The organism is Agromyces indicus (assembly GCF_031432295.1).
Lineage (GTDB): Bacteria > Actinomycetota > Actinomycetes > Actinomycetales > Microbacteriaceae > Agromyces > Agromyces indicus.
Map to the genome: position 1 here is coordinate 35856 of NZ_JAVKGS010000002.1, position 21698 is coordinate 57553.

Sequence of the window (21698 nt, forward strand, 5' to 3'; positions counted from 1 at the left end):
GCCCCACCGCCACCAGCGGTGGGGTTTCGTCATGCCGGGCACCATCCGCCACCAGCATCCGTTCGCGCGCGCCCACCTGAAAGAGGAACCACCGCATGCCCAGCACCCGAACCAAGCTCATCGCCGCGCTCGCGGCAGCCCCGCTCGTCATCGGCCTCGCCGCGTGCTCGTCCGCCGGGGCGGCCGAGGGCGACGACGTCGTCCGCATCGGCGTCGTCGGCAAGTCCGACCCCCAGTGGCCCGCCTTCGAAGCGGCCGCCGCCGAGGCCGGAATCGAGATCGAGCTGGTCGACTTCGCCGACTACGCCCAGCCGAACCCGGCGCTCACCGAGGGCGAGCTCGACCTCAACCAGTTCCAGCACATCGTCTACCTCGCCGACTACAACGTCTCGGCCGACGCCGACCTGACGCCCGTCGGCTCGACGCAGATCTACCCGCTCGGCCTGTACTCGACCAAGTACGAGTCCGTCGAGGACATCGAGGAGGGCGAGACCGTCGCGATCCCCGACGACCCCTCGAACCTCGCGCGCGCCCTGCTCGTGCTCCAGTCGGCGGGCCTCATCGAGCTCGAGGACGGCGGGTCGATCTTCTCGACCGTCGACGACATCGACCAGGCGGCGTCGAAGGTGAAGGTCACCCCGCTCGAGGCGTCGCTCACGGCGACGTCGCTGCCGGATGTCGCCGCGGCGATCATCAACAACGACTTCGTGGAGGACGCGGGCCTCAGCTTCGAGGACGCCATCGCGAAGGACGACCCGGCCGACCCCAACGCGCTGCCCTACGTCAACATCTTCGCGGCGCGCGCCGACGAGGCCGACAACGAGACGTACCGCAAGCTCGTCGAGATCTTCCAGACCGACGCGGCCGTGCAGGCCGGCCTCGACGAGGCCTCGGCGGGTACCGGCGTCTCGGTCGAGATCCCGGTCGCCGACCTGGAGTCCTCGCTCGCCGAGGTCGAGGACGACACCCGCGCCCAGGGCTAGTCGGCGGCGGCCCCGGTGGTCGAGTAGGACGCGCAGCGCCCGTACCGAGACCCGAGCGAGGTCTCGGTACGCGCCTGCGTGCTCCTCGACCACCGGCCTGCCAACGGAAGGAGGTACCCCATGGCGCTCGTGACCCTCGAGCACGTCACCAAGTCCTACCCGGCGGCCGACCGGCGCGCCGAGCCCGTCACCGCCGTCGACGACGTCTCGCTCGAGATCGAGGCGGGCGACGTCTTCGGGATCATCGGCTACTCCGGCGCGGGGAAGTCGACGCTCGTGCGGCTCGTCAACGCGCTCGAGCCCGCGACGAGCGGCTCGATCCGCATCGACGGGCGCGAGATCACCGGGCTCGCCGAGCGCGAGCTCCGCGGCATCCGCCTCGGCATCGGCATGATCTTCCAGCAGTTCAACCTGTTCGATGCGAAGACCGTGCGGGGCAACGTCGCGTACCCGCTGAAGGTGGCCGGATGGCGCGCCGCCGACATCCGCGCCCGGGTCGACGAGCTGCTCGAATTCGTCGGCCTCGCCGACAAGGCGGGGGCGCGTCCCGACCAGCTCTCGGGCGGGCAGAAGCAGCGCGTCGGCATCGCCCGCGCACTCGCGACCCGCCCGCGCATCCTGCTCGCCGACGAGGCCACGAGCGCGCTCGACCCCGAGACCACGCACGAGGTGCTGACGCTGCTGAAGCGCGTCAACGAGGAGCAGGGCGTCACCATCATCGTCATCACCCACGAGATGGACGTGATCCAGACGATCGCCACGAAGGTCGCGGTCATGGACCGCGGCCGGGTGATCGAGCACGGCGACGTGTTCGACGTCTTCTCCGGCCCGCGGCATCCGTCGTCGCAGAGGTTCGTCGGCACCGTCATCAAGGGCGTGCCCTCGCCCGCCGAGCTCGCGGTGCTCCGGGAGCGCCACGAGGGGCGCATCGTGACCTTCTCGTTCCGCGACGGCGACGCCTCGCAGGCGCAGGTCTTCATCGACCTCGCGGCGGCGGGCCTGGAGTTCGAGCTCATCTACGGCGGCATCAACGACATCCGCGGGCGGGCGTTCGGCCACCTGACCCTCGCGATCCGGGGGGCGGATGCCGCGATCGACCGCGCGCTCGAGACGGTCGCGCGCCACGCCGATGTGACGGAGGCCCGCTGATGGACCGGCTCATCGAACTGGCGCCCGAGTTCTGGACCGCCGCCGCCGAGACCCTGTACATGGTCGCGCTGACCATGCTGTTCGGCGGCGCGGGGGGCTTCCTCCTGGGCGTCGGCCTCTACGTCACGCGCCGCGGCGGCCTGCTGCCGAACACCGTCGTGAACAACGTGCTCAACGTCGTCATCAACTTCTTCCGGCCCATCCCGTTCATCATCTTCATCGCGGCGGTGCAGCCCGTGACGCGGGCGGTGATCGGCGTCGGCATCGGCACGGATGCCGCGATCTTCGCGCTCTCGCTCGCGGCGTCGTTCGCGATCGGTCGCATCGTCGAGCAGAACCTGCTGACCGTGCGACCGGGCGTGATCGAGGCGGCGCGGTCGATGGGCGCAGGCCCGTGGCGGATCCTCGGCACGGTCGTGGTTCCCGAGGCGCTCGGGCCGCTCGTCCTCGGCTACACGTTCATCGTGGTCGCGGTGATCGACATGTCGGCGATGGCGGGGCTCATCGGCGGCGGCGGCCTCGGCTACTTCGCGCAGCTCTACGGCTACCGGCAGTTCGAGCCGGTGGTCACGTGGGCGGCGGTCCTGCTGATCGTGGCGTTCGTGCAGGTGGTGCAGTACCTCGGCAACTGGCTCGCCCGGCGCGTCCTGCGCCGGTAGACCGCGCCGAGGGGGCGCGGCACGCCGCGGCGGCGCGGCACGTCGCGTCCCCTCGGCTCAGGCGAAGCCGAGCGAGAGCTTCCGCAGCAGTGCGGCGAGCCGGCGCTGCTCGGCCGGGGGCAGGCCGGCCAGCAGCTCGGCCTCGGCATCCACGAGCCGGGTGATCGCGGCGTCGACGCGCGTGACGCCCGCGGGCGTCATCTCGACGAGGATGCCGCGGCCGTCGTGCGGGTCGGTCTGCCGCGTGACGAGACCGCGCGCGACGAGCCGGTCGATGCGATTCGTCATGGTGCCGCTCGAGACGAGCGTCTGCGCGAGCAGCGCCTTCGGCGGCAGCCGGAACGGCGCCCCCGCACGGCGCAGCGCGGAGAGCACGTCGAACTCCCACGACTCCAGCTCGGAGCGCTCGAACGCCTGCTTCCGGGCGCGGTCGAGCAGCTTCGCGAGTCGCCCGACGCGCGAGAACACCTGCAGGGGGGCGAAGTCGAGGTCGGGGCGCTCGCGCTCCCAGTCGTCGACGATCCGGTCCACCTCGTCCGCGTCCGCCGTCATGTCGCCAGTATCGCATCGGGCATGGGGCATCCGTTCAGAGCCGACGGATGCCGCGTGGCAGACTTGGTAGGCGCTCGGCGGACCCCCGCCGGGCGCGGTCCGCCATGGTGTAACGGCAGCACGACAGCCTTTGGAGCTGTGAGGACCAGGTTCGAATCCTGGTGGCGGAGCATGGACAACAACCTCGCCATCATCGTGCTCGCCGCGGGTCAGGGCACCCGCATGAAGTCGGCCACGCCGAAGATCCTCCACCCGCTCGCGGGTGCGCCCATCATCGCGCACGTGCTCGCCACGGCACGGGCGCTGGATGCCGCGCACGTGGTCGCCGTGGTGCGCCACGAGCGCGACCTCGTCGCGGCGGCGATCGAGACCGAGCTGCCCGGCACGATCATCGTCGACCAGGACGAGATCCCCGGCACCGGCCGCGCGGTCGAGCAGGCCGTGCAGGCGCTTCCCGGCGACTTCGCCGGCGAGGTCCTCGTGCTGAACGGCGACGTGCCGCTCCTGAACGCCTCGACGCTCACCGAGCTGCTCGAGCGCCACCGCGCCGACGGGCTCGCGGCATCCGTGCTCTCGGCCCGGTACGACGACCCGGCCGGCTACGGGCGCATCGTGCGGGCGGCCGACGGGTCGTTCGACCGCATCGTCGAGCAGAAGGACGCGAGCGAGGCGGAGCTCGCGATCGACGAGGTCAACGCGGGCGTCTACGCGTTCGGCGCGAACGCGCTGCGCGACCAGCTGGCGAACCTCACGACCGAGAACGCGCAGGGCGAGAAGTACCTGACCGACGTCATCGAGCACCTCCGCGCCGCGGGCTCCGAGGTCAAGGCCCGGCCGGTGTCCGAGGGCTGGCTCGTCGCGGGCATCAACGACCGGGCCCAGCTGTCCGAGACCGCGGCGCGCCTGAACGCGCTCATCGTGCGCGGCTGGCAGCTCAACGGGGTCACGATCGAGGACCCGGGCACCACGTGGATCGACCTGGCCGTGCGCATCGAGCCCGACGTCACGATCCGCCCGGGCACGCAGCTGAAGGGCGCGACGGCCATCGCGACGGGCGCGGTGGTCGGCCCCGACACGACGCTCGTCGACTGCGAGGTGGGCGAGAACGCCGAGGTCAAGCGAACGGATGCCACGCTCGCCGTCATCGGCGCCGGTGCCTCCGTCGGACCGTTCTCGTACCTCCGGCCGGGCACCGTGCTCGGCGCCGACGGCAAGATCGGCACGTTCGTCGAGACGAAGAACGCCGACATCGGCGCGGGCAGCAAGGTGCCGCACCTGTCCTACATCGGCGACACCGAGATCGGCGAGGGCTCGAACGTCGGTGCGGGCTCGATCACCGCGAACTACGACGGCGTGAGCAAGCACCGCACCACGATCGGGTCCCACGTCCGCACCGGGTCGCACGGCGTGTTCGTCGCGCCCGTTACGATTGGGGACGGCGCCTACACGGGGGCCGGGACGGTCGTCCGCAAGGACGTTCCTGCCGGTGCCCTCGCGGTGAACGTCGCCCCGCAACGCAACATCGACGGGTGGGTCCGGGAGCACCGGGCCGGCACCAAGGCCGCCGAGGCGGCCGAGGCGGCCGGCACGGGCGACGCCGTCCAGGCGACCGAGGACTGACCAGAGAACGCCGCCACCGGTGGGAAGGACTGCACACATGATCGAGACCACCGGATCGAAGCGGCTCGTGCTGATCTCGGGGCGTGCGCACCCGGAGCTCGCGCGGCAGATCGCCGCCGAGCTCGGGTCGGAGCTCGTGCCGACCGATGCCCGCACGTTCGCCAACGGCGAGCTGTACGCGCGCTACGGCGAGAGCGTGCGCGGCACCGACGCGTTCGTGATCCAGTCGCACGCGGCGCCGATCAACGAGTGGCTCATGGAGCAGCTCATCATGGTCGACGCGCTGAAGCGCGCGTCCGCGAAGCGCATCACGGTGGTCTCGCCGTTCTACCCCTACGCCCGTCAGGACAAGAAGGGCCGCGGCCGCGAGCCCATCTCGGCCCGCCTGGTCGCCGACCTCTACAAGGCCGCCGGCGCCGACCGGATCATGTCGGTCGACCTGCACGCCGCGCAGATCCAGGGCTTCTTCGACGGCCCGGTCGATCACCTGTTCGCGATGCCCGTGCTGCTCGAGCACTTCCGCAAGCTGCTCGACCCCGAGACGCTCACGGTCGTGTCTCCCGACATGGGGCGCGTTCGGGTCGCCGACATCTGGTCCGACAAGCTCGGCGCGCCGCTCGCGATCATCCACAAGCGCCGCGACCCGCTCGTCCCGAACCAGGTCTCGGTGCACGAGATCGTCGGCACCGTCGAGGGACGCGTGTGCCTGCTGGTCGACGACCTCATCGACACGGGCCGCACGATCGTGAAGGCGGCCGAGGCGTTGAAGAAGAACGGCGCCACGGGCGTCGTGGTCGCCGCGACCCACGCGGTCTTCTCCAACCCGGCCGTCGAGATCCTGCAGTCCGACTTCATCGACCAGGTCGTGGTCACCGACACGCTGCCCGTGCCGGAGGAGAAGCGCTGGGACCGCCTGACGGTGCTGCCCATCGCCCCGCTGCTCGCCCGGGCCATCCACGAGGTGTTCGAGGACGGCAGCGTCACGAGTATGTTCGACGGCGCGGCCTGATGGCAGGTGCCACGGCGAAGCCCTGGCTCCGACGGTGACCCGGCGCCGGGTCAGGCGGCGGCTGCTCTGGTCCTAGGGGTGCGGCGACCGGCGCCCGGGGCGCCTACGCGTCGCGTCCTGGCGCTGCGGGGCGCGGGGCGGCCGGCATGAGGCCGAGGTTGCCGAGCAGGATGCCGCGGTCGCCTGGGCCGACCTGGGCGAAGCAGAGCCAGCCGGGGCCGCCCTCGGCGAACAGGTCGAAGCCGACGCTCGAGCTCGCGTTGACGCTGTAGTCGAGCGCGTAGACGGCGCACGCGCGCTCCGCGGCGGCGCGGGCGACGCCGTACGCCGAGAGGACCAGGGGGAGCAGCATGCCGGCGAGCGCGACGAGCACGACGATCCGGAGCGCGCGGCGGCGCCGCTCGGTGCGCACCGGTCGGTCGTCGCGCCAGCCGTCGTCGTCGAGTTCGGGATGCGAATCGTCCATCACGCCGATCCTTCCACGAGCACCGAGGCGATGCCGCCCACGCTCGCGAGGACGGTCGCCGCGGCGACGCCGGGCAGCGCCCAGGCGGGCGGGGTGATCGTCAGCTCGGCGCCGGAGAGCTGCACGCGCCGCACGGCGCCGATCGCGACCGCGCCGCCGGCGGCGGCGAACAGCAGCGCCCCGATGGCGACCAGCGACGGCTCGCCGAGCACGAGCCCGGTGCGCAGCGACAGCAGCGCGTTCACGGCGATCGCGAGCGAGGTCCGGCCCCAGGCGAGCGCGGTCCGCTCCGGCTGGAGGCCGGGGTCGCCGGTCGCCGGCACGCGGTAGGCGCTCACCTCGGCGGCCTCACGACACGATCAGGACGACCGTGAGCACCGCCGCCGTCAGGAGGCTCGTGGCGGTGAGCACGGGCAGCGCCCAGCCGTAGGGGAGCGGCCGTCCGTGCCGCATGGCGATCTCGTTCGCGCGCCACCGGGTGTACGCGACGACACTGAGCGCGGTGGAGACGAGCCCGAGTCCGACCGCGACGATGACGAGCACCACCCGCGGTTCGAGCCCGACGGCGAACTGGTGCAGCAGCACACCGCCCGCGAGCAGGGCGAGCGCGGTACGGATCCAGGCGAGGAAGGTGCGCTCGTTGGCCAGCGTGAACCGGTAGTCGGGGTCCTGCCCCTCCTGCTGCCACGACGGCCTCGGCATCATCCGCTCCGTCTCACCCCGTGCCCGACGCTCAGTGCGACGAGGGCGTGGTCTCGATCTCCGAGCGGTCGCCCGACCAGAGCGTGTGGAACACGCCGGGCCTGTCGACGCGCTTGTAGGTGTGGGCGCCGAAGAAGTCGCGCTGGCCCTGCACGAGTGCGGCGGGGAGGCGCGGGGCGCGGAGGCCGTCGTAGTACGCGAGCGACGACGAGAAGGCGGGCGTGGGGATGCCGGCGCCGGCGGCGACCTGCACGACGCGGCGCCAGCTGTCCTGCGCGCCGGCGACGGCGTCGCGGAAGTACGGCGCGGTCACGAGGGCGACGAGGCCCGGGTCCTCGGCGTAGGCCTCGGCGATGCGGTTGAGGAAGCGCGCGCGGATGATGCAGCCCGCGCGCCAGATCTTCGCGATCTCGCCCTTCTTGACGTCCCAGCCGAACTGCTCGGCGCCCGCGACGATCTCGTCGAAGCCCTGGGAGTAGGCGATGATCTTCGACGCGTAGAGGGCGCGGCGCACGTCCTCGACGAAGGCGTCGGCGTCGTCCGGGGCGACGGTCCACTCGCCCGAGGGGCCGGGCAGGTCGGCGGCGGCGTCGCGCTGCGCGCGCTTGGACGAGAGGCTGCGGGCGAACACGGCCTCGGCGATGCCCGACACGGGCACGCCCAGGTCGAGCGCGTTCTGCACGGTCCAGGCGCCGGTGCCCTTCGCGCCGGCCTCGTCGAGGATGACGTCGACGAGCGGCTGCCCGGTCTCGGCATCCGTCTGCCGGAGCACCTCGGCGGTGATCTCGATGAGGTAGCTCTCGAGTTCGCCGGTGTTCCACTCGGCGAAGATGTCGGCGATCTCGGCGGGGGACTTGCCGGTGCCCTGTCGGATGAGGTCGTAGGCCTCGGCGATGAGCTGCATGTCGGCGTACTCGATGCCGTTGTGGACCATCTTGACGAAGTGGCCGGCGCCGTCGGTGCCGACGTGGGTGACGCACGGCTCGCCCTCGGCGACCGCGGCGATCGAGGCGAGGATCGGGCCGAGCGTCTCGTACGACTCGGCCGAGCCACCGGGCATGATCGAGGGTCCGTTCAGGGCGCCCTCCTCGCCGCCGGAGATGCCGGCGCCGACGAAGTGGATGCCGGTCGGCGCGATCTCGGCCTCGCGACGGATGGTGTCGTGGAAGTTGGCGTTGCCGCCGTCGACGATGATGTCGCCCGGCTCGAACCGCTTGACGAGCTCGGAGATCACCGCGTCGGTGCCCCGGCCGGCCTGGACCATGATGATCGCGGTGCGGGGCTTCGCGAGCGAGGCCACGAACTCGTCGTAGCCCTCGGCGGCGACGAACCCGGCCTCGGGGTGCTCGGTGGTGAGGGTGCGCGTGCGCTCCGGGGAGCGGTTGAACACGGCCACCGTGTTGCCCTCGCGACTCGCCAGGTTGCGGGCCAGGTTCGACCCCATCACTGCGAGTCCGACGACGCCGATGTTCGCCGTGCCCGTGGTCTCCGCCATCATTCCTCCTCGCGCCGCGCAGCGGCGCCTCGCTCCGTCGGGGGATCGGGTCAAGCGTAGGACACGCCCGCCCCGTGTGTCGTCGGGAGTCCCTCTGACCATCCGCGCCGACGCTGTGCTATCGTACCTGCAATAAATCTGATTTAAACCCGCGAGTCGGGTGTTGGAATCAGATGTAATGACGCGTCTGAGGAGCAGCACCATGGCACTTCGCACCCCCATCATCGTGATGGGCGTCTCCGGATCGGGGAAGTCGACCATCGGCGCCGCGCTGGCGGCGGCCTTCGGCGTCGAGTTCATCGACGGCGACGACCTGCACCCCAGCGCCAACAAGGCGAAGATGGCCGCCGGCCAGCCGCTCGACGACGAGGACCGCGCGCCCTGGCTCCAGATCATCGCGCTGCGCATCGGCGCCGAGCTGGCGGAAGGCCGCCCGATCGTCGTCGCCTGCTCGGCGCTCCGGCGTCGGTACCGCGACCAGCTCGTCGCCTACGCGCCCTCGACGGTCTTCGTGCACCTCGTCGGCGACCCCGACCTCATCGCCGACCGTCAGCTCGGGCGCACCCACGAGTACATGCCCGTGAGCCTGCTCGCGTCGCAGTTCGACGCGCTCGAGCCCCTCGAGGAGGACGAGCGCGGCATCCGCGTCGACGTCCGCCGCGACCCCGCCGAGATCGTCGCGGATGTCCGCGACGCGCTCGGCGTCCTGGACGAGGGCGCCCCGGACCACGGCTGACGCCGCCGGTCGCCCGCGAACCACAGCACCACCCATCCCGACCACCACTCTCGAACAAGGACGAAGATGACCGACCTCGACCTCAACTGGACGCTCGGCACGCCGGGCCTCCTCGCGGTGGCGGCCGCGGCGATCGCCGCGCTGCTGCTGCTCATCATGAAGTTCCGCATCCACGCGTTCATCGCCCTGGTGATCGTGAGCGTGCTCACCGCCATCGCCACCGGCATCCCCGCCGGCCAACTCGTGCCCACCCTCCTCACGGGATTCGGCGGCACGCTCGCGAGCGTCGCACTCCTCGTCGGCCTCGGCGCCATGCTCGGCCGGATGCTCGAGGTCTCGGGCGGCGCCGAGGTGCTCACCAACGCGCTCATCGCCCGGTTCGGTGAGAAGCGCGCTCCGCTCGCGCTGTCGATCGCGTCGCTCATGTTCGGCTTCCCGATCTTCTTCGACGCGGGCCTGGTCGTCATGCTGCCGATCATCTTCACCGTCGCCCGGCGCCTCGGCGGGTCGCTGCTGCTCTACGCGTTCCCGGCCGCGACGGCGTTCTCGGTCATGCACATCTTCGTCCCGCCGCACCCGGGCCCGGTGGCCGCGACCGGCCTGCTCGGCGCCGACGTGGGTCTCGTGCTGGTCCTCGGCCTCGTCGTCGCGATCCCCACCTGGTACGTCGTCGGCTACCTCTTCGGCCGGTTCCTCGGGCGGCGCATCGACCTGCCCGTGCCGATGATCCTCGACGCCCCGGCGGACTCGCCCGAGCAGGAGTTCCGATCCACCCCGAAGCTCGGCACCATCCTCTTCCTGCTGCTCCTGCCCCTCGGGCTGATCTTCCTCAACACCGGCCTCAACATGGCGGCCACCGCGGGCCTCGTCTCGCTCGAGGACACGTGGGTGCAGATCCTCCGCCTGCTCGGCGAGACGCCCATCGCGCTGCTCATCACCGTCCTGTTCGCCATGTGGCTGCTCGGTTGGCGCAACCGCAAGCCGCGCAGCCTCGTCGAGACGGTCGTCGACAGCGCTCTCGGCCCGGTCTGCTCGATCATCCTCATCACCGGCGCCGGCGGCATGTTCGGCGGCGTGCTCCGGGCGAGCGGCATCGGCAACGCCATCGCCGAGTCCCTCGACGCGATCGGGCTGCCGGTCATCGTCGCCGGGTTCGTGATCGCCGCCGTCGTGCGCCTCGCCCAGGGCTCGGCCACCGTCGCGCTCACGACCGCCGCCGCGCTCGTGCAGCCCGTGGTCCTCGACAATGCCGCCTACAACCCGGTCGAGCTCGCCGCGATCGTGCTGAGCCTCGCCGCCGGTTCGGTGTTCGCCGGCCACGTCAACGACTCCGGCTTCTGGCTGGTCTCGCGCTTCTTCGGCATGGACACCAAGACGACCCTGAAGACCTGGACGGTCGGCCAGGCGCTCGTCGGCATCATCGGCTTCGCGCTGTCCCTCACGATCTACCTGCTCGCGAGCGGCTTCTAGGAGGGCGGCCGTGGACCTCTTCGACCTCACCGGGCGCGTCGCGCTCGTCACCGGCTCGAGTCGCGGCATCGGCCGAGCCATCGCAGCGGGGCTCGCCGACGCGGGCGCCACGATCGTCCTGCACGGCGTCGACCCCGACCGGCTCCGGGCGGCGCACGAGGCGTTCGCCGATCGGTACGGTGCGGGGCGCGTGGCATCCGTCGCCTTCGACGTGACGGATGCCGCGGCCGCCGCCGACGGGATCGCCCGGGTCGAGCGCGACGTGGGCGAACTGCGGATCCTCGTGAACAACGCCGGAGTCCAGCACCGCGTCCCGATGCTCGAACTCGACCCCGCGGACTGGGACCGGGTGATCCGCACCAACCTCACGAGCGCCTTCCTCGTCGGTCGCGAGGCGGCCCGCCGCATGATCCCCCGCGGGCGGGGCAAGATCATCAACGTCGCCTCGGTGCAGGCCGATCTCGCCCGGCCGACCATCGGCGCGTACACCGCCTCCAAGGGCGGCATCCGCAACCTCACCCGCGCGATGACGGCCGAGTGGGCCGCGCACGGGCTGCAGGTGAACGCGATCGCGCCCGGATACATCCACACGCAGATGACGCAGAACCTCGTCGACGACGCCGACTTCAACGCCTGGATCACGGGGCGCACGCCCGCGCACCGGTGGGGGACCACCCAGGACCTGATCGGGCCGGCCGTGTGGCTCGCCTCGGACGGGTCGGACTACGTCAACGGCCAGGTGGTCTTCGTCGACGGCGGCATGACCGCGGTCGTGTGACGGCGACGGACGGAAGGGAACGGATGAACGAGCAGCAGATCCCCGGCACCACGCTGGGCGTGGTGGCCCACGGCGCCGGCGACCTCCGCGTCGAGCCGGTCCCGGTCCCCGCGCCGGGACCGGGAGACGCCGTGGTCGAGATCGCCTACGGGGGCGTGTGCGGGTCCGACCTGCACTACTGGCGCCACGGCGCGGCGGGCGAGTCGATCCTCCGGAACCCGATGGTGCTCGGCCACGAGGTCGTAGGTACCGTGGTCCGCGCGGCCGCCGACGGAACCGGTCCCGCCGCGGGCACGCCCGTCGCCGTGCACCCGGCCACCCCCGGGCCCGGCGACGGCGCGCGGTACCCGGCCGATCGCCCGAACCTCTCGCCGGGGTGCACCTACCTCGGCAGCGCCGCCCGGGTGCCCCACACCGACGGCGCCTTCGCACGCCTTGCGGTGCTCCCGGCGCGGATGCTGCGGGCGCTCCCGGACGGGCTCGCGCTGCGCGACGCCGCGCTGGTGGAGCCCGCGAGCGTCGCGTGGCACGCGGTGGGCCGCGCCGGCGAGGTGCGGGGGCGTCGCGCGCTCGTGGTGGGCAGCGGGCCGATCGGCGCCCTCACGGTCGCCGTGCTGCGCCGGGCGGGCGCCGCCGAGATCGTCGCGGTCGACCTGCACGACCTGCCGCTGCGGATCGCGCGCGAGGCGGGAGCGACTCGGACGGTCGACGCCCGGGATGCCGACGCGATCGCCGCCGTCGAGGCGGACGTCGCCTTCGAGACGTCCGGCAACCCGCTCGGCCTGGGCTCGGCCATCCGCGGCACCGCCCGAGGCGGTCGCGTCGTGATGGTCGGGCTCCTGCCCACGGGCGACCAGCCGGTGCCGGTCTCGCTCGCGATCACGCGCGAGCTCGAACTCGTCGGTTCGTTCCGCTTCAACGACGAGATTGACGAGGTCGTCGCCGCGCTCGGGGACGGCTCGCTCGTCGTCGACCCGATCGTCACCCACGAGTTCGACGCGGCCGACGCCCTCGCGGCGTTCGAGACCGCGACGGATGCCGCCACCAGCGGCAAGGTGCTGCTGCGCTTCTCGTGACCCGACCGGCGGGCCGGCTACGCGAGGTGGACGCGCGGCCGGCCCGCCCACACGGACTGGACCTCGTCGACCGTGCGGCGCATGATGCGGTCCATGGCCTCGCGGGCCTCGTCCGGTCGCCGTCCGAGGATCGCGTCGGCCACGTCGACGTGCAGCTGCAGCGCCTCCTCGTGCGGGTGGTCGGGCATGAGCCCGTGCTCGGTCCGGCCGCGCAGCACCTCGGCGATGACCCCCTCGAGCTTGGCGAACATCTCGTTGCCGGATGCCGCGAGCACGAGCGCGTGGAAGCGGATGTCGAGATCGAGGAACGTCGCCAGATCGCCCGCCCGGCCGACCGCGCGCATGCGGCCCGCGATCGCGATGAGCTCGGCCGCGAGTCCATCCGGACCGAAGCGGGCCGCCAGCTCGGCCGCGGCCGGCTCCACGGCGGCGCGCAGCTCGGTGAGGGAGCGCAGCTGGACGCCGTGCGCGTCCGCGGCGAGCCGCCAGCGGATCACCGAGGCGTCGAACACGTTCCAGCGGGCCATCGGCAGCACGCGGATGCCGACGCGCTTGGCGGACTCGACGAGTCCCAGCGACTGGAGCGCGCGGACCGCCTCGCGGACGACCGAGCGCGAGACGCCGAACTCGCGCTCGAGCTCCTCCGCGAGCATCGTCGTGCCCTCGGCGAGCTCGCCCTGCACCACGCGGCGGCCGAGGGTGTCGACCACGAGGTCGTGCAGGCGGGAGCTCATGGGTCGAGGATATCGGCGCGCGCAGCCCCGACTGCGGCATCCGGTAGACTGGGCGATTGAACTTCGGCGAGGGATGCCGCCGGAGCCGGGCCCGCCCGGTGCGGCATCCGTGATCGACGCGGTGGAACGAGACTCACGGCTGTTCCTCACGCTGGCTGCGTACGCGCAGTGCCGGGCGTTCGAGACGACATCAGAAACCCCACTCTGGGCCGCGAGCCCGCTAGGAGCCATCACCATGGACGAAGACAACAAGATCGTCGCCGAGCCGCGCGAGTCGTTCGGCAAGGGCGCGGCGCGCAAGATCCGCGCCGCCGACAAGATCCCCGCCGTGCTCTACGGCCACGGCACCGACCCCCGCCACCTGACGCTGCCGGGCCACGAGGTCGCGCTGCTCATCCGCAAGGCCAACGCGGTGCTCGACCTCCAGATCGGCGGCAAGAGCCAGCTCGCGCTCGTGAAGGACGTCCAGAAGGACCCGGTGCGCCAGCTCATCGAGCACATCGACCTCGTCGTCATCAAGCGCGGCGAGAAGGTCCAGGTCGAGGTCCCCGTGCACGTCGAGGGCGAGCCCGCCTCCGGCACGATCGCCGACCTCGACGCCGTCACCCTCCTGCTCGAGGTCGAGGCGACGCACATCCCCGAGAACATCACCCTCTCGGTCGAGGGCCTCGAGGACGGCACCAAGGTGCTCGCCAACGAGGTCGAGCTGCCCAAGGGCGCGACCCTCATCAGCGACCCCGAGACGCTGGTCATCAACGTGCACGTGCCGCAGAAGGTCGACCTCGGCGAGGAGACCGCCGAGGGCGAGGAGGCCGAGGGCGAGGTCTCCGAGGCCGAGGGCGCCGTCGAGGAGGCCGCGACCGAGGGCGAGTCGGCCGAGTAGTCGACCGCACCCCGATCGATCGATTCGACGTGAGGGCCTGCGGCGCCGCATCCGGGTACGCTCGGACGCGGGCCGCAGGCCCTCCGCCGTTCCCACCACCCCCGCTCCGGAGGCATCCGTGAACCTGCTCGACCGCCTCCTGCACCGCCGGAAGGACGAGGTCGTGTCCGACAACACCTGGCTCGTGGTCGGCCTCGGCAACCCCGGCGCCCAGTACGCGGGCAACCGCCACAACGTCGGCCAGATGGTCGCCGACGAGCTCGCGTCCCGCATCGGCGCGACGTTCAAGAGCCACAAGACGCCGTCGCGCGTCGCCGAGGGGTTCCTCGGCCCGGGGCGCCCCAAGCTCGTCCTCGCCAAGCCCAACAGCTACATGAACACCTCGGGCGGGCCGGTCTCGGCGCTGCTGAAGTTCTACTCGCTGCCGGTCGACCGGCTCATCGTGGTGCACGACGAGCTCGACATCCCGTTCGACACGGTGCGGCTGAAGCGCGGCGGCGGCCACGGCGGCCACAACGGGCTGCGCGACATCCAGAAGGCCTCGGGATCGCCCGAGTTCACGCGCGTGCGCGTCGGGATCGGTCGACCCCCGGGTCGCATGGACGCCGCCGACTACGTGCTCCGCGACTTCGCCGGGGCCGAGCGCGAGGCGCTGCCGAACCTGCTGGCGGATGCCGCGGACGCCGTGGAGTCGATCGTCACCGACGGGCTCGTGGCCGCGCAGCAGCGCTTCCACTCGCCGGCCTGAGCCGCTAGATCAGGCCGCGGAGGAACTCCTCCGGTGAGACGCCGGCGGCGCGGGCGCGCTCGACGAGCCGCGTGTGCTCCTCGGTCGTGAGCTCGAGCGAGAGCGTGGTCCAGTCGGCGGTGGGGTCGTCGAAGTCGAACAGCGCCGCGTCGGCGGGCACCTCGCCCGCGCCCGCGTCGGCGTCGTCGGCGGCGTCCGGGAGGTCGACCCGCCCGGGGGAGACGATCGCATCGACGGCGGGTTCGCACGCCCCCGTCCAGCCGGGGCCCGTGGGGATGTCGCCACCCCGCTGGTAGGCGATCGCGACCGCGCGCGCACGCTCGTCCGCGGCCTCGTTCATCGGGTGCCCGGCGTGCCCGCGAACCCATTCGAACCGGTAGCGACGGCCGCGCAGCGCCTCGTCGAGCGACTGCATGAGCTCGAGGTTCAGCACGGGGGAGCCGTCGGCCTTGCGCCAGCCCTTGCGCTTCCAGTTCGGCATCCACTTCGTCAGCGCGTTGATCACGTACTGGCTGTCGCACTGCACGAGCAGTTCCTCGTCGAGGTGCGCCGTGGCCCGGAACAACTCGAGGACGGCCGTGAGCTCGCCCTGGTTGTTGGTGCCGTGCGGCCACCCGCCCGCGGCCCAGCATCCGTCATCGACGTACCACGACCACCCGGCCGGACCGGGGTTGCCGAGGGCGGATCCGTCGGCGGCGGCGATGATCATGCGGGTCCTTCCGGTCGGGAACGGCGACCATGCTATCGGCGCGCTGCGACATCGGAGGGCTGTCAGGGGGCGCGCGTAGACTGCTCCGGTGATCCTGCAGGGCTTGAACACGGCGCTTTCGCGCGCCTCCACGATCGAACGAGCCCTCGCGGAGGCCGAGCGGAACGCGGACTTCTCCGCGCCCGCGGGCCTCGCGGCGCCGATGCTCGCCGCGCTGCTCGAGCGTCGCCGCGAGGCCGGGCTCGCGCCGGCCCTGTTCGCCGTGACGGCGACCAGCCGCGAGGGCGAGGCCCTCCGCGCGTCGCTCGAGCCGTACCTCGAGCACGGCGAGCTCCTCGAGTTCCCCGCCTGGGAGACCCTGCCGCACGAACGGCTGAGCCCGTCCGCCGAGACCGTCGGCCGACGCCTGCACGCCCTGCGCCGGCTGCGCACGTGGAAGGCGGAGGGCGCGCGCCATCCGCTCGTCGTCGTCGCCTCGGTGCGCGCCGCGCTGCAGCCGGTCGCCGACAACCTCGGCGACCTCGAGCCGATCGTGCTCGCCCGGGGCGCGCGCGGGTACGACCTGTCCCGGATCGCGTTGCGCCTCGTCGACCTCGCGTACGCGCGCGTCGACATGGTGTCGCGTCGCGGCGAGTTCGCGGTGCGCGGCGGCATCCTCGACGTGTTCCCGCCGACCGCCGACCACCCGGTGCGGGTCGACTTCTTCGGCGACGAGGTCGAGGAACTGCGGGCCTTCTCCGTCGCCGACCAGCGGTCGCTCCCCGAGAAGGTCGAGCGCGTCGAGCTCCCGCCGAGCCGCGAGCTGCTCCTCACCGAGCCCGTGCGCCAGCGGGCACGCGAGATGGTCCACGAGTTCCCCAACCTCTCGGGCATCCTCGAGAAGGTCGCCGAGGGCATCCCGGTCGAGGGCATGGAGTCGCTCGCGCCGGCGCTGCTCGACCGGCTGGTCCCGGTGACGACCTACCTCCCGGCGGGCGCCGCCGTGGCCGTCGTCGCGCCCGAGCGCGTCGCCTCCCGGGCCGTGAACCTCGCCGAGACGAACCGCGAGTTCCTCGCCGCAGCATGGAACGCCGCGACCGCCGGCGCCGCCGCGCCGATCGACCTCGAGGCCGGCGACTTCCTCACGCTGCGCGAGCTCCGCGAGTCGGCGCTGCACAGCGCACCGGGCGAGCCCGACCCGCGGCGGGCCTGGTGGACCTTCTCGAGCTTCGACCAGGGCGACGCCGCCGAGGCGATCGGCGAGGCGTCCGGCGGTCCGGACGGCGCGTACGTCCGCATCGCGGCGGCGAGTGTGCCGAGCTTCCAGGGCAACGTCGAGGGCGCCGTCGCCCACGTCGGCGAGCGCCTCCGCGACGGCTGGAGCCTCGTGGTCGCCGCCGCCGGGCACGGCCTCGTCGAGCGCGCCCGAGACGTGCTGGCCGAGCACGGGCTCGCCGGCCGCCTCGTCGACGAGGTGCCCGCCGAACTCGAACCCGGCGTCGCGTTCCTCGTGCAGGCCCAGGCCTCGGCCGGCTTCGAGGTGCCCGAGGCGAAGGTCGGGCTGATCGCCGAAGCCGAGTTCTACGGTCGGTCGGCCGGATACGACACCCGGCAGGTCAAGAAGCTCGCCAGCCGTCGCCGCAACGTCGTCGACCCCCTGCAGCTGAAGCCGGGCGACCACGTCGTGCACTCCACGCACGGCATCGGCCGGTTCGTCGAGCTCGTGCAGCGCGAGGTCGCCACCGGCACACGACCGACCGGACCCAGTCGCACCGCGGGCATCCAGCAGGCGCCCAAGTCGGTGCGCGAGTACGTCGTGCTCGAGTACGCCCCGTCCAAGCGCGGCCAGGCCGGCGACCGACTGTACGTGCCCATGGACCAGCTCGACCTGCTCTCGCGGTACGTGGGCGGCGAGGCGCCCTCGCTGTCGAAGATGGGCGGCAGCGACTGGGCTCAGGCCAAGAGCCGCGCACGGAGGGCCGTCCGCGACATCGCCGTCGAGCTCGTCAAGCTCTACTCGGCTCGCATGGCGGCCAAGGGGCACGCGTTCGGGCCCGACACCCCGTGGCAGCACGAGCTCGAGGAGGCGTTCCCCTACGCCGAGACGCCCGACCAGCTGCAGACGATCGACGAGGTCAAGGCCGACATGCAGCGGCCCATCCCGATGGACCGGCTGCTCGCCGGCGACGTCGGGTTCGGCAAGACCGAGGTGGCCGTCCGCGCCGCGTTCAAGGCGATCCAGGACGGCAAGCAGGTCGCGATGCTCGTGCCGACCACGCTCCTCGTCAAGCAGCACCTCGAGACGTTCTCCGAGCGCTTCGCCGGGTTCCCGGTCCACGTGCGGGCCCTCAGCCGGTTCCAGACCGACAAGGAGGTGCGCGAGACCGTCGCCGGCCTCGCCGACGGCACCGTCGACATGGTCATCGGCACCCACCGGATCCTCACCGAGCAGGTGAAGTTCAAGGACCTGGGGCTGCTCGTCATCGACGAGGAGCAGCGGTTCGGCGTCGAGCACAAGGACCAGCTGAAGAAGCTCAAGACCAACGTCGACATCCTCGCGATGAGCGCCACGCCGATCCCGCGCACCCTCGAGATGGCCGTGACCGGCATCCGGGAGATGTCCACGCTCGCGACGCCGCCGGAGGACCGCCACCCGATCCTCACCTACGTCGGGCCCTACTCCGACCAGCAGGTCGCCGCCGCGATCCGCCGCGAGATGCTCCGCGAGGGGCAGGTGTTCTTCGTGCACAACCGCGTCTCGTCCATCAACCGGGTCGCCGCGCAGCTGGCCGAGCTCGTGCCCGAGGCGCGCATCGCGGTCGCGCACGGACAGCTCAACGAACACGTGCTCGAGCAGATCGTCGTCGACTTCTGGGAGCGCCGGTTCGACGTGCTCGTCTCGACGACGATCATCGAGACGGGCCTCGACATCGCCAACGCGAACACGATCATCATCGATCGCGCCGACAAGTACGGCCTGAGCCAGCTGCACCAGCTCCGGGGCCGCGTGGGGCGCGGGCGCGAGCGCGCGTACGCGTACTTCCTCTACGACCCGGCCAAGCCCCTCTCCGAGACGGCCCACGACCGCCTCGAGACGATCGCGGCCAACAACGAGCTCGGCAGCGGCATGCAGGTCGCCCTGAAGGACCTCGAGATCCGCGGCGCCGGCAACCTCCTCGGCGCGGAACAGGCCGGTCACATCGCCGGCGTCGGGTTCGACCTGTACCTGCGCATGATCGGCGAGGCAGTGAGCGCGTTCCGCGGCGAGGTCGCCGAGGGGCAGACCGAGCTCCGGCTCGAACTGCCCGTCGACGCGCACATCCCCGAGGACTACGTCGACAGCGAGCGGCTGCGGCTCGAGGCCTACCAGAAGCTGTCGGCCGCGAGCGGGCCGGCGGCCAAGGAGGACCAGATCGACCTCGTGGTCGAGGAACTCGTCGACCGCTACGGCGAGCCGCCCGAGGCGGTCGAGCACCTCGTCGCGATCTCCCGCCTGCGGCGCAAGGCCCAGCTCGCGGGACTCTCCGACGTCATCGCGACCGGCTCGAAGCTGCGCATCGCGCCGGCCCGGCTCCCCGACTCGCGACGTGTGCGGCTGGAGCGCATGTACCCGGGCGCGAAGCTGTTCGCGCAGAACGACGTCATCCTCGTGCCGTTCCCGACGCCCGGCGGCGAGGCTCCGGGCGACGCCGACCTCATCGAGTGGGTCTCGAACCTCATCGGCGTGATCTTCCCGGTCGAGCAGCCGGTCGCCGACGGCGCGGCGGCGACGGCCGGCTGAGTCCCGCGGGCCCGCGACGAGACGGGGGCGGATGCCGCAGCATCCGCCCCCGTCGTCGTCAGGCCCGGTCGGCCTCCTCCATCGGCGGAGCGGCGTTGCGCGACATCGCGCCGCCGACGCCCTTCTGCTCGCCGAGCCGGCGGTAGTGCCGCGACCGGAGGGTGACGAGCACGGCGGAGACGATCATCGCCGCGCCGGAGCCGAGCAGCACGGCCACGGTGCCCTGGTCGATCACGTCCGGGTACTCGCGGAACGCGAGCTCGTTCATGAGCAGCGACACCGTGAAGCCGATGCCGGCGAGGGCGCCGACGGTCGCGATGTCGGCCCAGGTCAACGGCGTCATTCCCTTGCGGCGGCCGACGAACCAGGTCGCGATGCCGCCGACGATCGTGACGCCCACGATCTTGCCGACGGGCAGGCCGACGAGGATGCCCCAGAACGCCGGGTCGAGCTCGCTCGGTCGCACCTGCGGCACCGCGACGAGCGCGGCGGAGAACGCGAAGAGCGGCAGCACCACGCCGTTCGACCACGGCTCGAGTTCGTGCATGACCCGGCCGGCGGGGCGCCGCGACATCACGAGGCCCAGCATCACGCCCGCGATGGTGGCATGCACGCCCGAGAGGTAGACGAAGCTCCACGTGAGCACGCCGAGCACGACCAGCGCGACGATCACGGGCCACTGCGCCCGGCGCGCGAGCACGTACGGCGACCGCGGGCGGAGGAGCCGGCTGGTCATGCCGAAGAGCGTCACGGTGATGGCGGCGAACCCGAGCCATGTGAGGTCGGCGTCGGCGGTGAAGAAGAAGGCGATCAGCAGGATCGCGATGAGGTCGTCGAGCACGGCCAGGGCGAGCAGGAAGACGCGCACCCGGGTCGGGATGAACCGGCCGAACATCGCCAGCACGCCGAGCGCGAACGCGATGTCGGTCGCCGTGGGGATCGGCCAGCCGTCGGAGGTGGGCCCGTTGCCGGCGAAGACGAGGAACACTACCGCGGGCACGACGACGCCGCCGATCGCGGCGATCGCGGGCAGCGCGGCCTTCGAGAGGCTGTTCAGCTCCCCGATGACGAGTTCGCGGCGCAGTTCGATCGCGACGATGAAGAAGAAGATCGCCAGGAGGCCGTCGCTGATCCAGTGTCCGACCGAGAGCTCCAGGGGAGTGAAGGGCACCTGCAGGTAGGCGTGCTTCAGGTCGATCAGCGCCGGGCCGAACGCGAGGTTCGCCAGCAGCAGGCCGAGCACGGCGGCGGACAGCAGGAGCGACGCGGAGACGCGCTCGGAGCGGAGGATGTTCATGGCACCTCTGGGGAAGACGAGCGCGACCGGGCGGGCGCGCGGGGACGTGAACGACGCATCGCGTCGGCCGACCAGACTTCCCGGCACCCCGGGTATCGAGTCTATCGGGCCGCGATTACGCTCGCTGGGAGGAGCCGCAATGCGCGGACGGGAAGGTGACGACGGATGACGCAGGCCCCCGCGTCCGGAGACGGACTGCTCGAGCTCGTCGCGATGGTCGGACGGCTCCGCGGTCCCGGCGGCTGCCCGTGGGATGCGGAGCAGACCCACGAGTCGCTCGTGCAGTACCTCGTCGAGGAGTGCTGGGAGCTCATCGACGCGATCGAGTCCGGCTCGCGTGAGGAGATGATCGAGGAGCTCGGCGACGTGCTCTACCAGGTGCTCTTCCACGCGGATCTCGCGGCGCACACCCCCGGCGAGGACTACGACATCGACGAGGTGGCCCGGCACATGACGGCGAAGATGGTCGCGCGGCATCCGCACGTCTTCGGCGACCGCGAGGCCGAGACGGCCGCCGACGTGGTCGCGTTCTGGGACGAGCTCAAGGCCGGTGAGAAGCCGCACCGCACGAGCGTCCTCGACGGCGTGCCGCAGGGCATGCCCGCACTCGCGCTCGCGCAGAAGCTGCTCGGCAAGGCCGAGAAGGTGGGCGTGACCCGTGAGCCGACGGATGCCGCGACCGCACCCACCACGGAGGCGGAACTCGGCGACACGCTCCTCGCGCTCGTCGCGTCCGCCCGCGCGCAGGGCCTCGACGCCGAGCGGGCGCTGCGCGGCGCCATCCGAGACCTGTCGTCGGAGGTCCGCGAGCGGGAGGTCGGCTCTCGACCGGCGGCCGCCGAGTAGCGGAGCGCGCCTCGACACGCACACCG

General features: G+C 72.1%; 21 protein-coding genes and 1 tRNA gene. 14 read left to right on the forward strand and 8 right to left on the reverse strand.

The window, feature by feature from the left end; genetic code table 11:
• The first annotated feature begins 95 nt into the window (after nt 1-95).
• The 3 genes from RH861_RS06380 to RH861_RS06390 all read left to right on the forward strand — a co-directional run bounded on the left by RH861_RS06380 (nt 96) and on the right by RH861_RS06390 (nt 2791).
• Entirely contained in the window at nt 96-983 is an 888-nt protein-coding gene (locus tag RH861_RS06380) for a MetQ/NlpA family ABC transporter substrate-binding protein (RefSeq protein ID WP_248598600.1), read from the forward strand.
• A 120-nt stretch (nt 984-1103) separates the two neighbouring features.
• On the forward strand, nt 1104-2132 hold the full coding sequence (locus tag RH861_RS06385) for a methionine ABC transporter ATP-binding protein (RefSeq protein WP_310520313.1): 1029 nt from the start codon (nt 1104-1106) through the stop codon (nt 2130-2132).
• The gene (locus RH861_RS06390) at nt 2132-2791 is read left to right on the forward strand and encodes a methionine ABC transporter permease (RefSeq protein WP_310520314.1); all 660 of its coding nucleotides are present in this window, start codon (nt 2132-2134) and stop codon (nt 2789-2791) included. The genes RH861_RS06385 and RH861_RS06390 overlap by 1 nt, the downstream gene beginning before the upstream one ends.
• A 57-nt stretch (nt 2792-2848) precedes the next feature.
• Here the strand turns inward: RH861_RS06390 and RH861_RS06395 are convergent, their stop codons facing one another.
• Nucleotides 2849-3343: a MarR family winged helix-turn-helix transcriptional regulator gene (locus RH861_RS06395; RefSeq protein ID WP_067949920.1), complete on the reverse strand. Its 495-nt coding sequence runs from the start codon at nt 3341-3343 to the stop codon at nt 2849-2851.
• 98 nt (nt 3344-3441) lie between these two features.
• Here RH861_RS06395 and RH861_RS06400 point away from each other — a divergent pair.
• The 3 genes from RH861_RS06400 to RH861_RS06410 all read left to right on the forward strand — a co-directional run bounded on the left by RH861_RS06400 (nt 3442) and on the right by RH861_RS06410 (nt 5972).
• A tRNA-Gln gene (locus RH861_RS06400) sits at nt 3442-3513 on the forward strand.
• 1 nt (nt 3514) lies between these two features.
• The gene (gene glmU, locus RH861_RS06405; RefSeq protein WP_310520315.1) at nt 3515-4963 is read left to right on the forward strand and encodes a bifunctional UDP-N-acetylglucosamine diphosphorylase/glucosamine-1-phosphate N-acetyltransferase GlmU; all 1449 of its coding nucleotides are present in this window, start codon (nt 3515-3517) and stop codon (nt 4961-4963) included.
• Between the two features lie 37 nt (nt 4964-5000).
• On the forward strand, nt 5001-5972 hold the full coding sequence (locus RH861_RS06410; protein ID WP_067949925.1) for a ribose-phosphate diphosphokinase: 972 nt from the start codon (nt 5001-5003) through the stop codon (nt 5970-5972).
• Nucleotides 5973-6075: 103 nt separating this feature from the next.
• Here the strand turns inward: RH861_RS06410 and RH861_RS06415 are convergent, their stop codons facing one another.
• From RH861_RS06415 to gnd, 4 genes are read right to left on the reverse strand one after another with little or no spacing between them, the layout of a single operon-like run.
• Nucleotides 6076-6438 carry a hypothetical protein gene (locus RH861_RS06415; protein WP_310520316.1) on the reverse strand — a complete coding sequence of 121 codons (363 nt, stop codon included), beginning with the start codon at nt 6436-6438 and terminating at the stop codon, nt 6076-6078.
• The gene (locus RH861_RS06420) at nt 6438-6776 is read right to left on the reverse strand and encodes a DUF202 domain-containing protein (RefSeq protein ID WP_067949931.1); all 339 of its coding nucleotides are present in this window, start codon (nt 6774-6776) and stop codon (nt 6438-6440) included. The genes RH861_RS06415 and RH861_RS06420 overlap by 1 nt, the downstream gene beginning before the upstream one ends.
• A gap of 10 nt (nt 6777-6786) precedes the next feature.
• Nucleotides 6787-7143, reverse strand: a complete 357-nt coding sequence (locus RH861_RS06425) for a YidH family protein (RefSeq protein WP_310520317.1) — start codon at nt 7141-7143, stop codon at nt 6787-6789.
• Between the two features lie 28 nt (nt 7144-7171).
• Nucleotides 7172-8635, reverse strand: coding sequence for an NADP-dependent phosphogluconate dehydrogenase (gene gnd / locus RH861_RS06430; RefSeq protein WP_310520318.1), 1464 nt, complete (start codon nt 8633-8635; stop codon nt 7172-7174).
• A gap of 202 nt (nt 8636-8837) precedes the next feature.
• Between gnd and RH861_RS06435 the strand changes: the two genes are divergently transcribed.
• The 4 genes from RH861_RS06435 (at nt 8838) to RH861_RS06450 (ending at nt 12695) form a co-directional block, all read left to right on the forward strand.
• Nucleotides 8838-9371: a gluconokinase gene (locus RH861_RS06435; RefSeq protein WP_310520319.1), complete on the forward strand. Its 534-nt coding sequence runs from the start codon at nt 8838-8840 to the stop codon at nt 9369-9371.
• A gap of 66 nt (nt 9372-9437) precedes the next feature.
• Nucleotides 9438-10841: a GntP family permease gene (locus RH861_RS06440; protein WP_067949937.1), complete on the forward strand. Its 1404-nt coding sequence runs from the start codon at nt 9438-9440 to the stop codon at nt 10839-10841.
• Between the two features lie 10 nt (nt 10842-10851).
• Nucleotides 10852-11619, forward strand: coding sequence for an SDR family oxidoreductase (locus tag RH861_RS06445; RefSeq protein ID WP_310520320.1), 768 nt, complete (start codon nt 10852-10854; stop codon nt 11617-11619).
• Nucleotides 11620-11642: 23 nt separating this feature from the next.
• A complete protein-coding gene (locus tag RH861_RS06450; RefSeq protein ID WP_310520321.1) occupies nt 11643-12695 on the forward strand; it encodes an L-idonate 5-dehydrogenase in 1053 nt (350 codons plus the stop codon).
• Nucleotides 12696-12712: 17 nt separating this feature from the next.
• On the opposite strand, the gene RH861_RS06455 is transcribed toward RH861_RS06450, so the two are convergent.
• A complete protein-coding gene (locus RH861_RS06455) occupies nt 12713-13429 on the reverse strand; it encodes a FadR/GntR family transcriptional regulator (protein WP_310520322.1) in 717 nt (238 codons plus the stop codon).
• Nucleotides 13430-13664: 235 nt separating this feature from the next.
• On the opposite strand from RH861_RS06455, the gene RH861_RS06460 reads away from it, so the two are divergent.
• A complete protein-coding gene (locus RH861_RS06460; RefSeq protein WP_310520323.1) occupies nt 13665-14312 on the forward strand; it encodes a 50S ribosomal protein L25/general stress protein Ctc in 648 nt (215 codons plus the stop codon).
• Between the two features lie 163 nt (nt 14313-14475).
• Complete coding sequence (pth, locus tag RH861_RS06465; protein WP_310520804.1) at nt 14476-15060, forward strand: aminoacyl-tRNA hydrolase; 585 nt, start codon at nt 14476-14478, stop codon at nt 15058-15060.
• 4 nt (nt 15061-15064) lie between these two features.
• Here the strand turns inward: pth and RH861_RS06470 are convergent, their stop codons facing one another.
• Complete coding sequence (locus RH861_RS06470) at nt 15065-15769, reverse strand: RNase H family protein (protein ID WP_310520324.1); 705 nt, start codon at nt 15767-15769, stop codon at nt 15065-15067.
• A gap of 88 nt (nt 15770-15857) precedes the next feature.
• On the opposite strand from RH861_RS06470, the gene mfd reads away from it, so the two are divergent.
• Nucleotides 15858-19529: a transcription-repair coupling factor gene (gene mfd / locus RH861_RS06475; RefSeq protein ID WP_310520325.1), complete on the forward strand. Its 3672-nt coding sequence runs from the start codon at nt 15858-15860 to the stop codon at nt 19527-19529.
• A 58-nt stretch (nt 19530-19587) separates the two neighbouring features.
• Here the strand turns inward: mfd and nhaA are convergent, their stop codons facing one another.
• The gene (gene nhaA / locus RH861_RS06480; RefSeq protein WP_310520326.1) at nt 19588-20826 is read right to left on the reverse strand and encodes a Na+/H+ antiporter NhaA; all 1239 of its coding nucleotides are present in this window, start codon (nt 20824-20826) and stop codon (nt 19588-19590) included.
• 165 nt (nt 20827-20991) lie between these two features.
• Here nhaA and RH861_RS06485 point away from each other — a divergent pair, with 165 nt between their 5' ends.
• Nucleotides 20992-21672, forward strand: a complete 681-nt coding sequence (locus RH861_RS06485) for a nucleoside triphosphate pyrophosphohydrolase (RefSeq protein WP_310520327.1) — start codon at nt 20992-20994, stop codon at nt 21670-21672.
• The last annotated feature ends 26 nt before the right edge of the window (nt 21673-21698 follow it).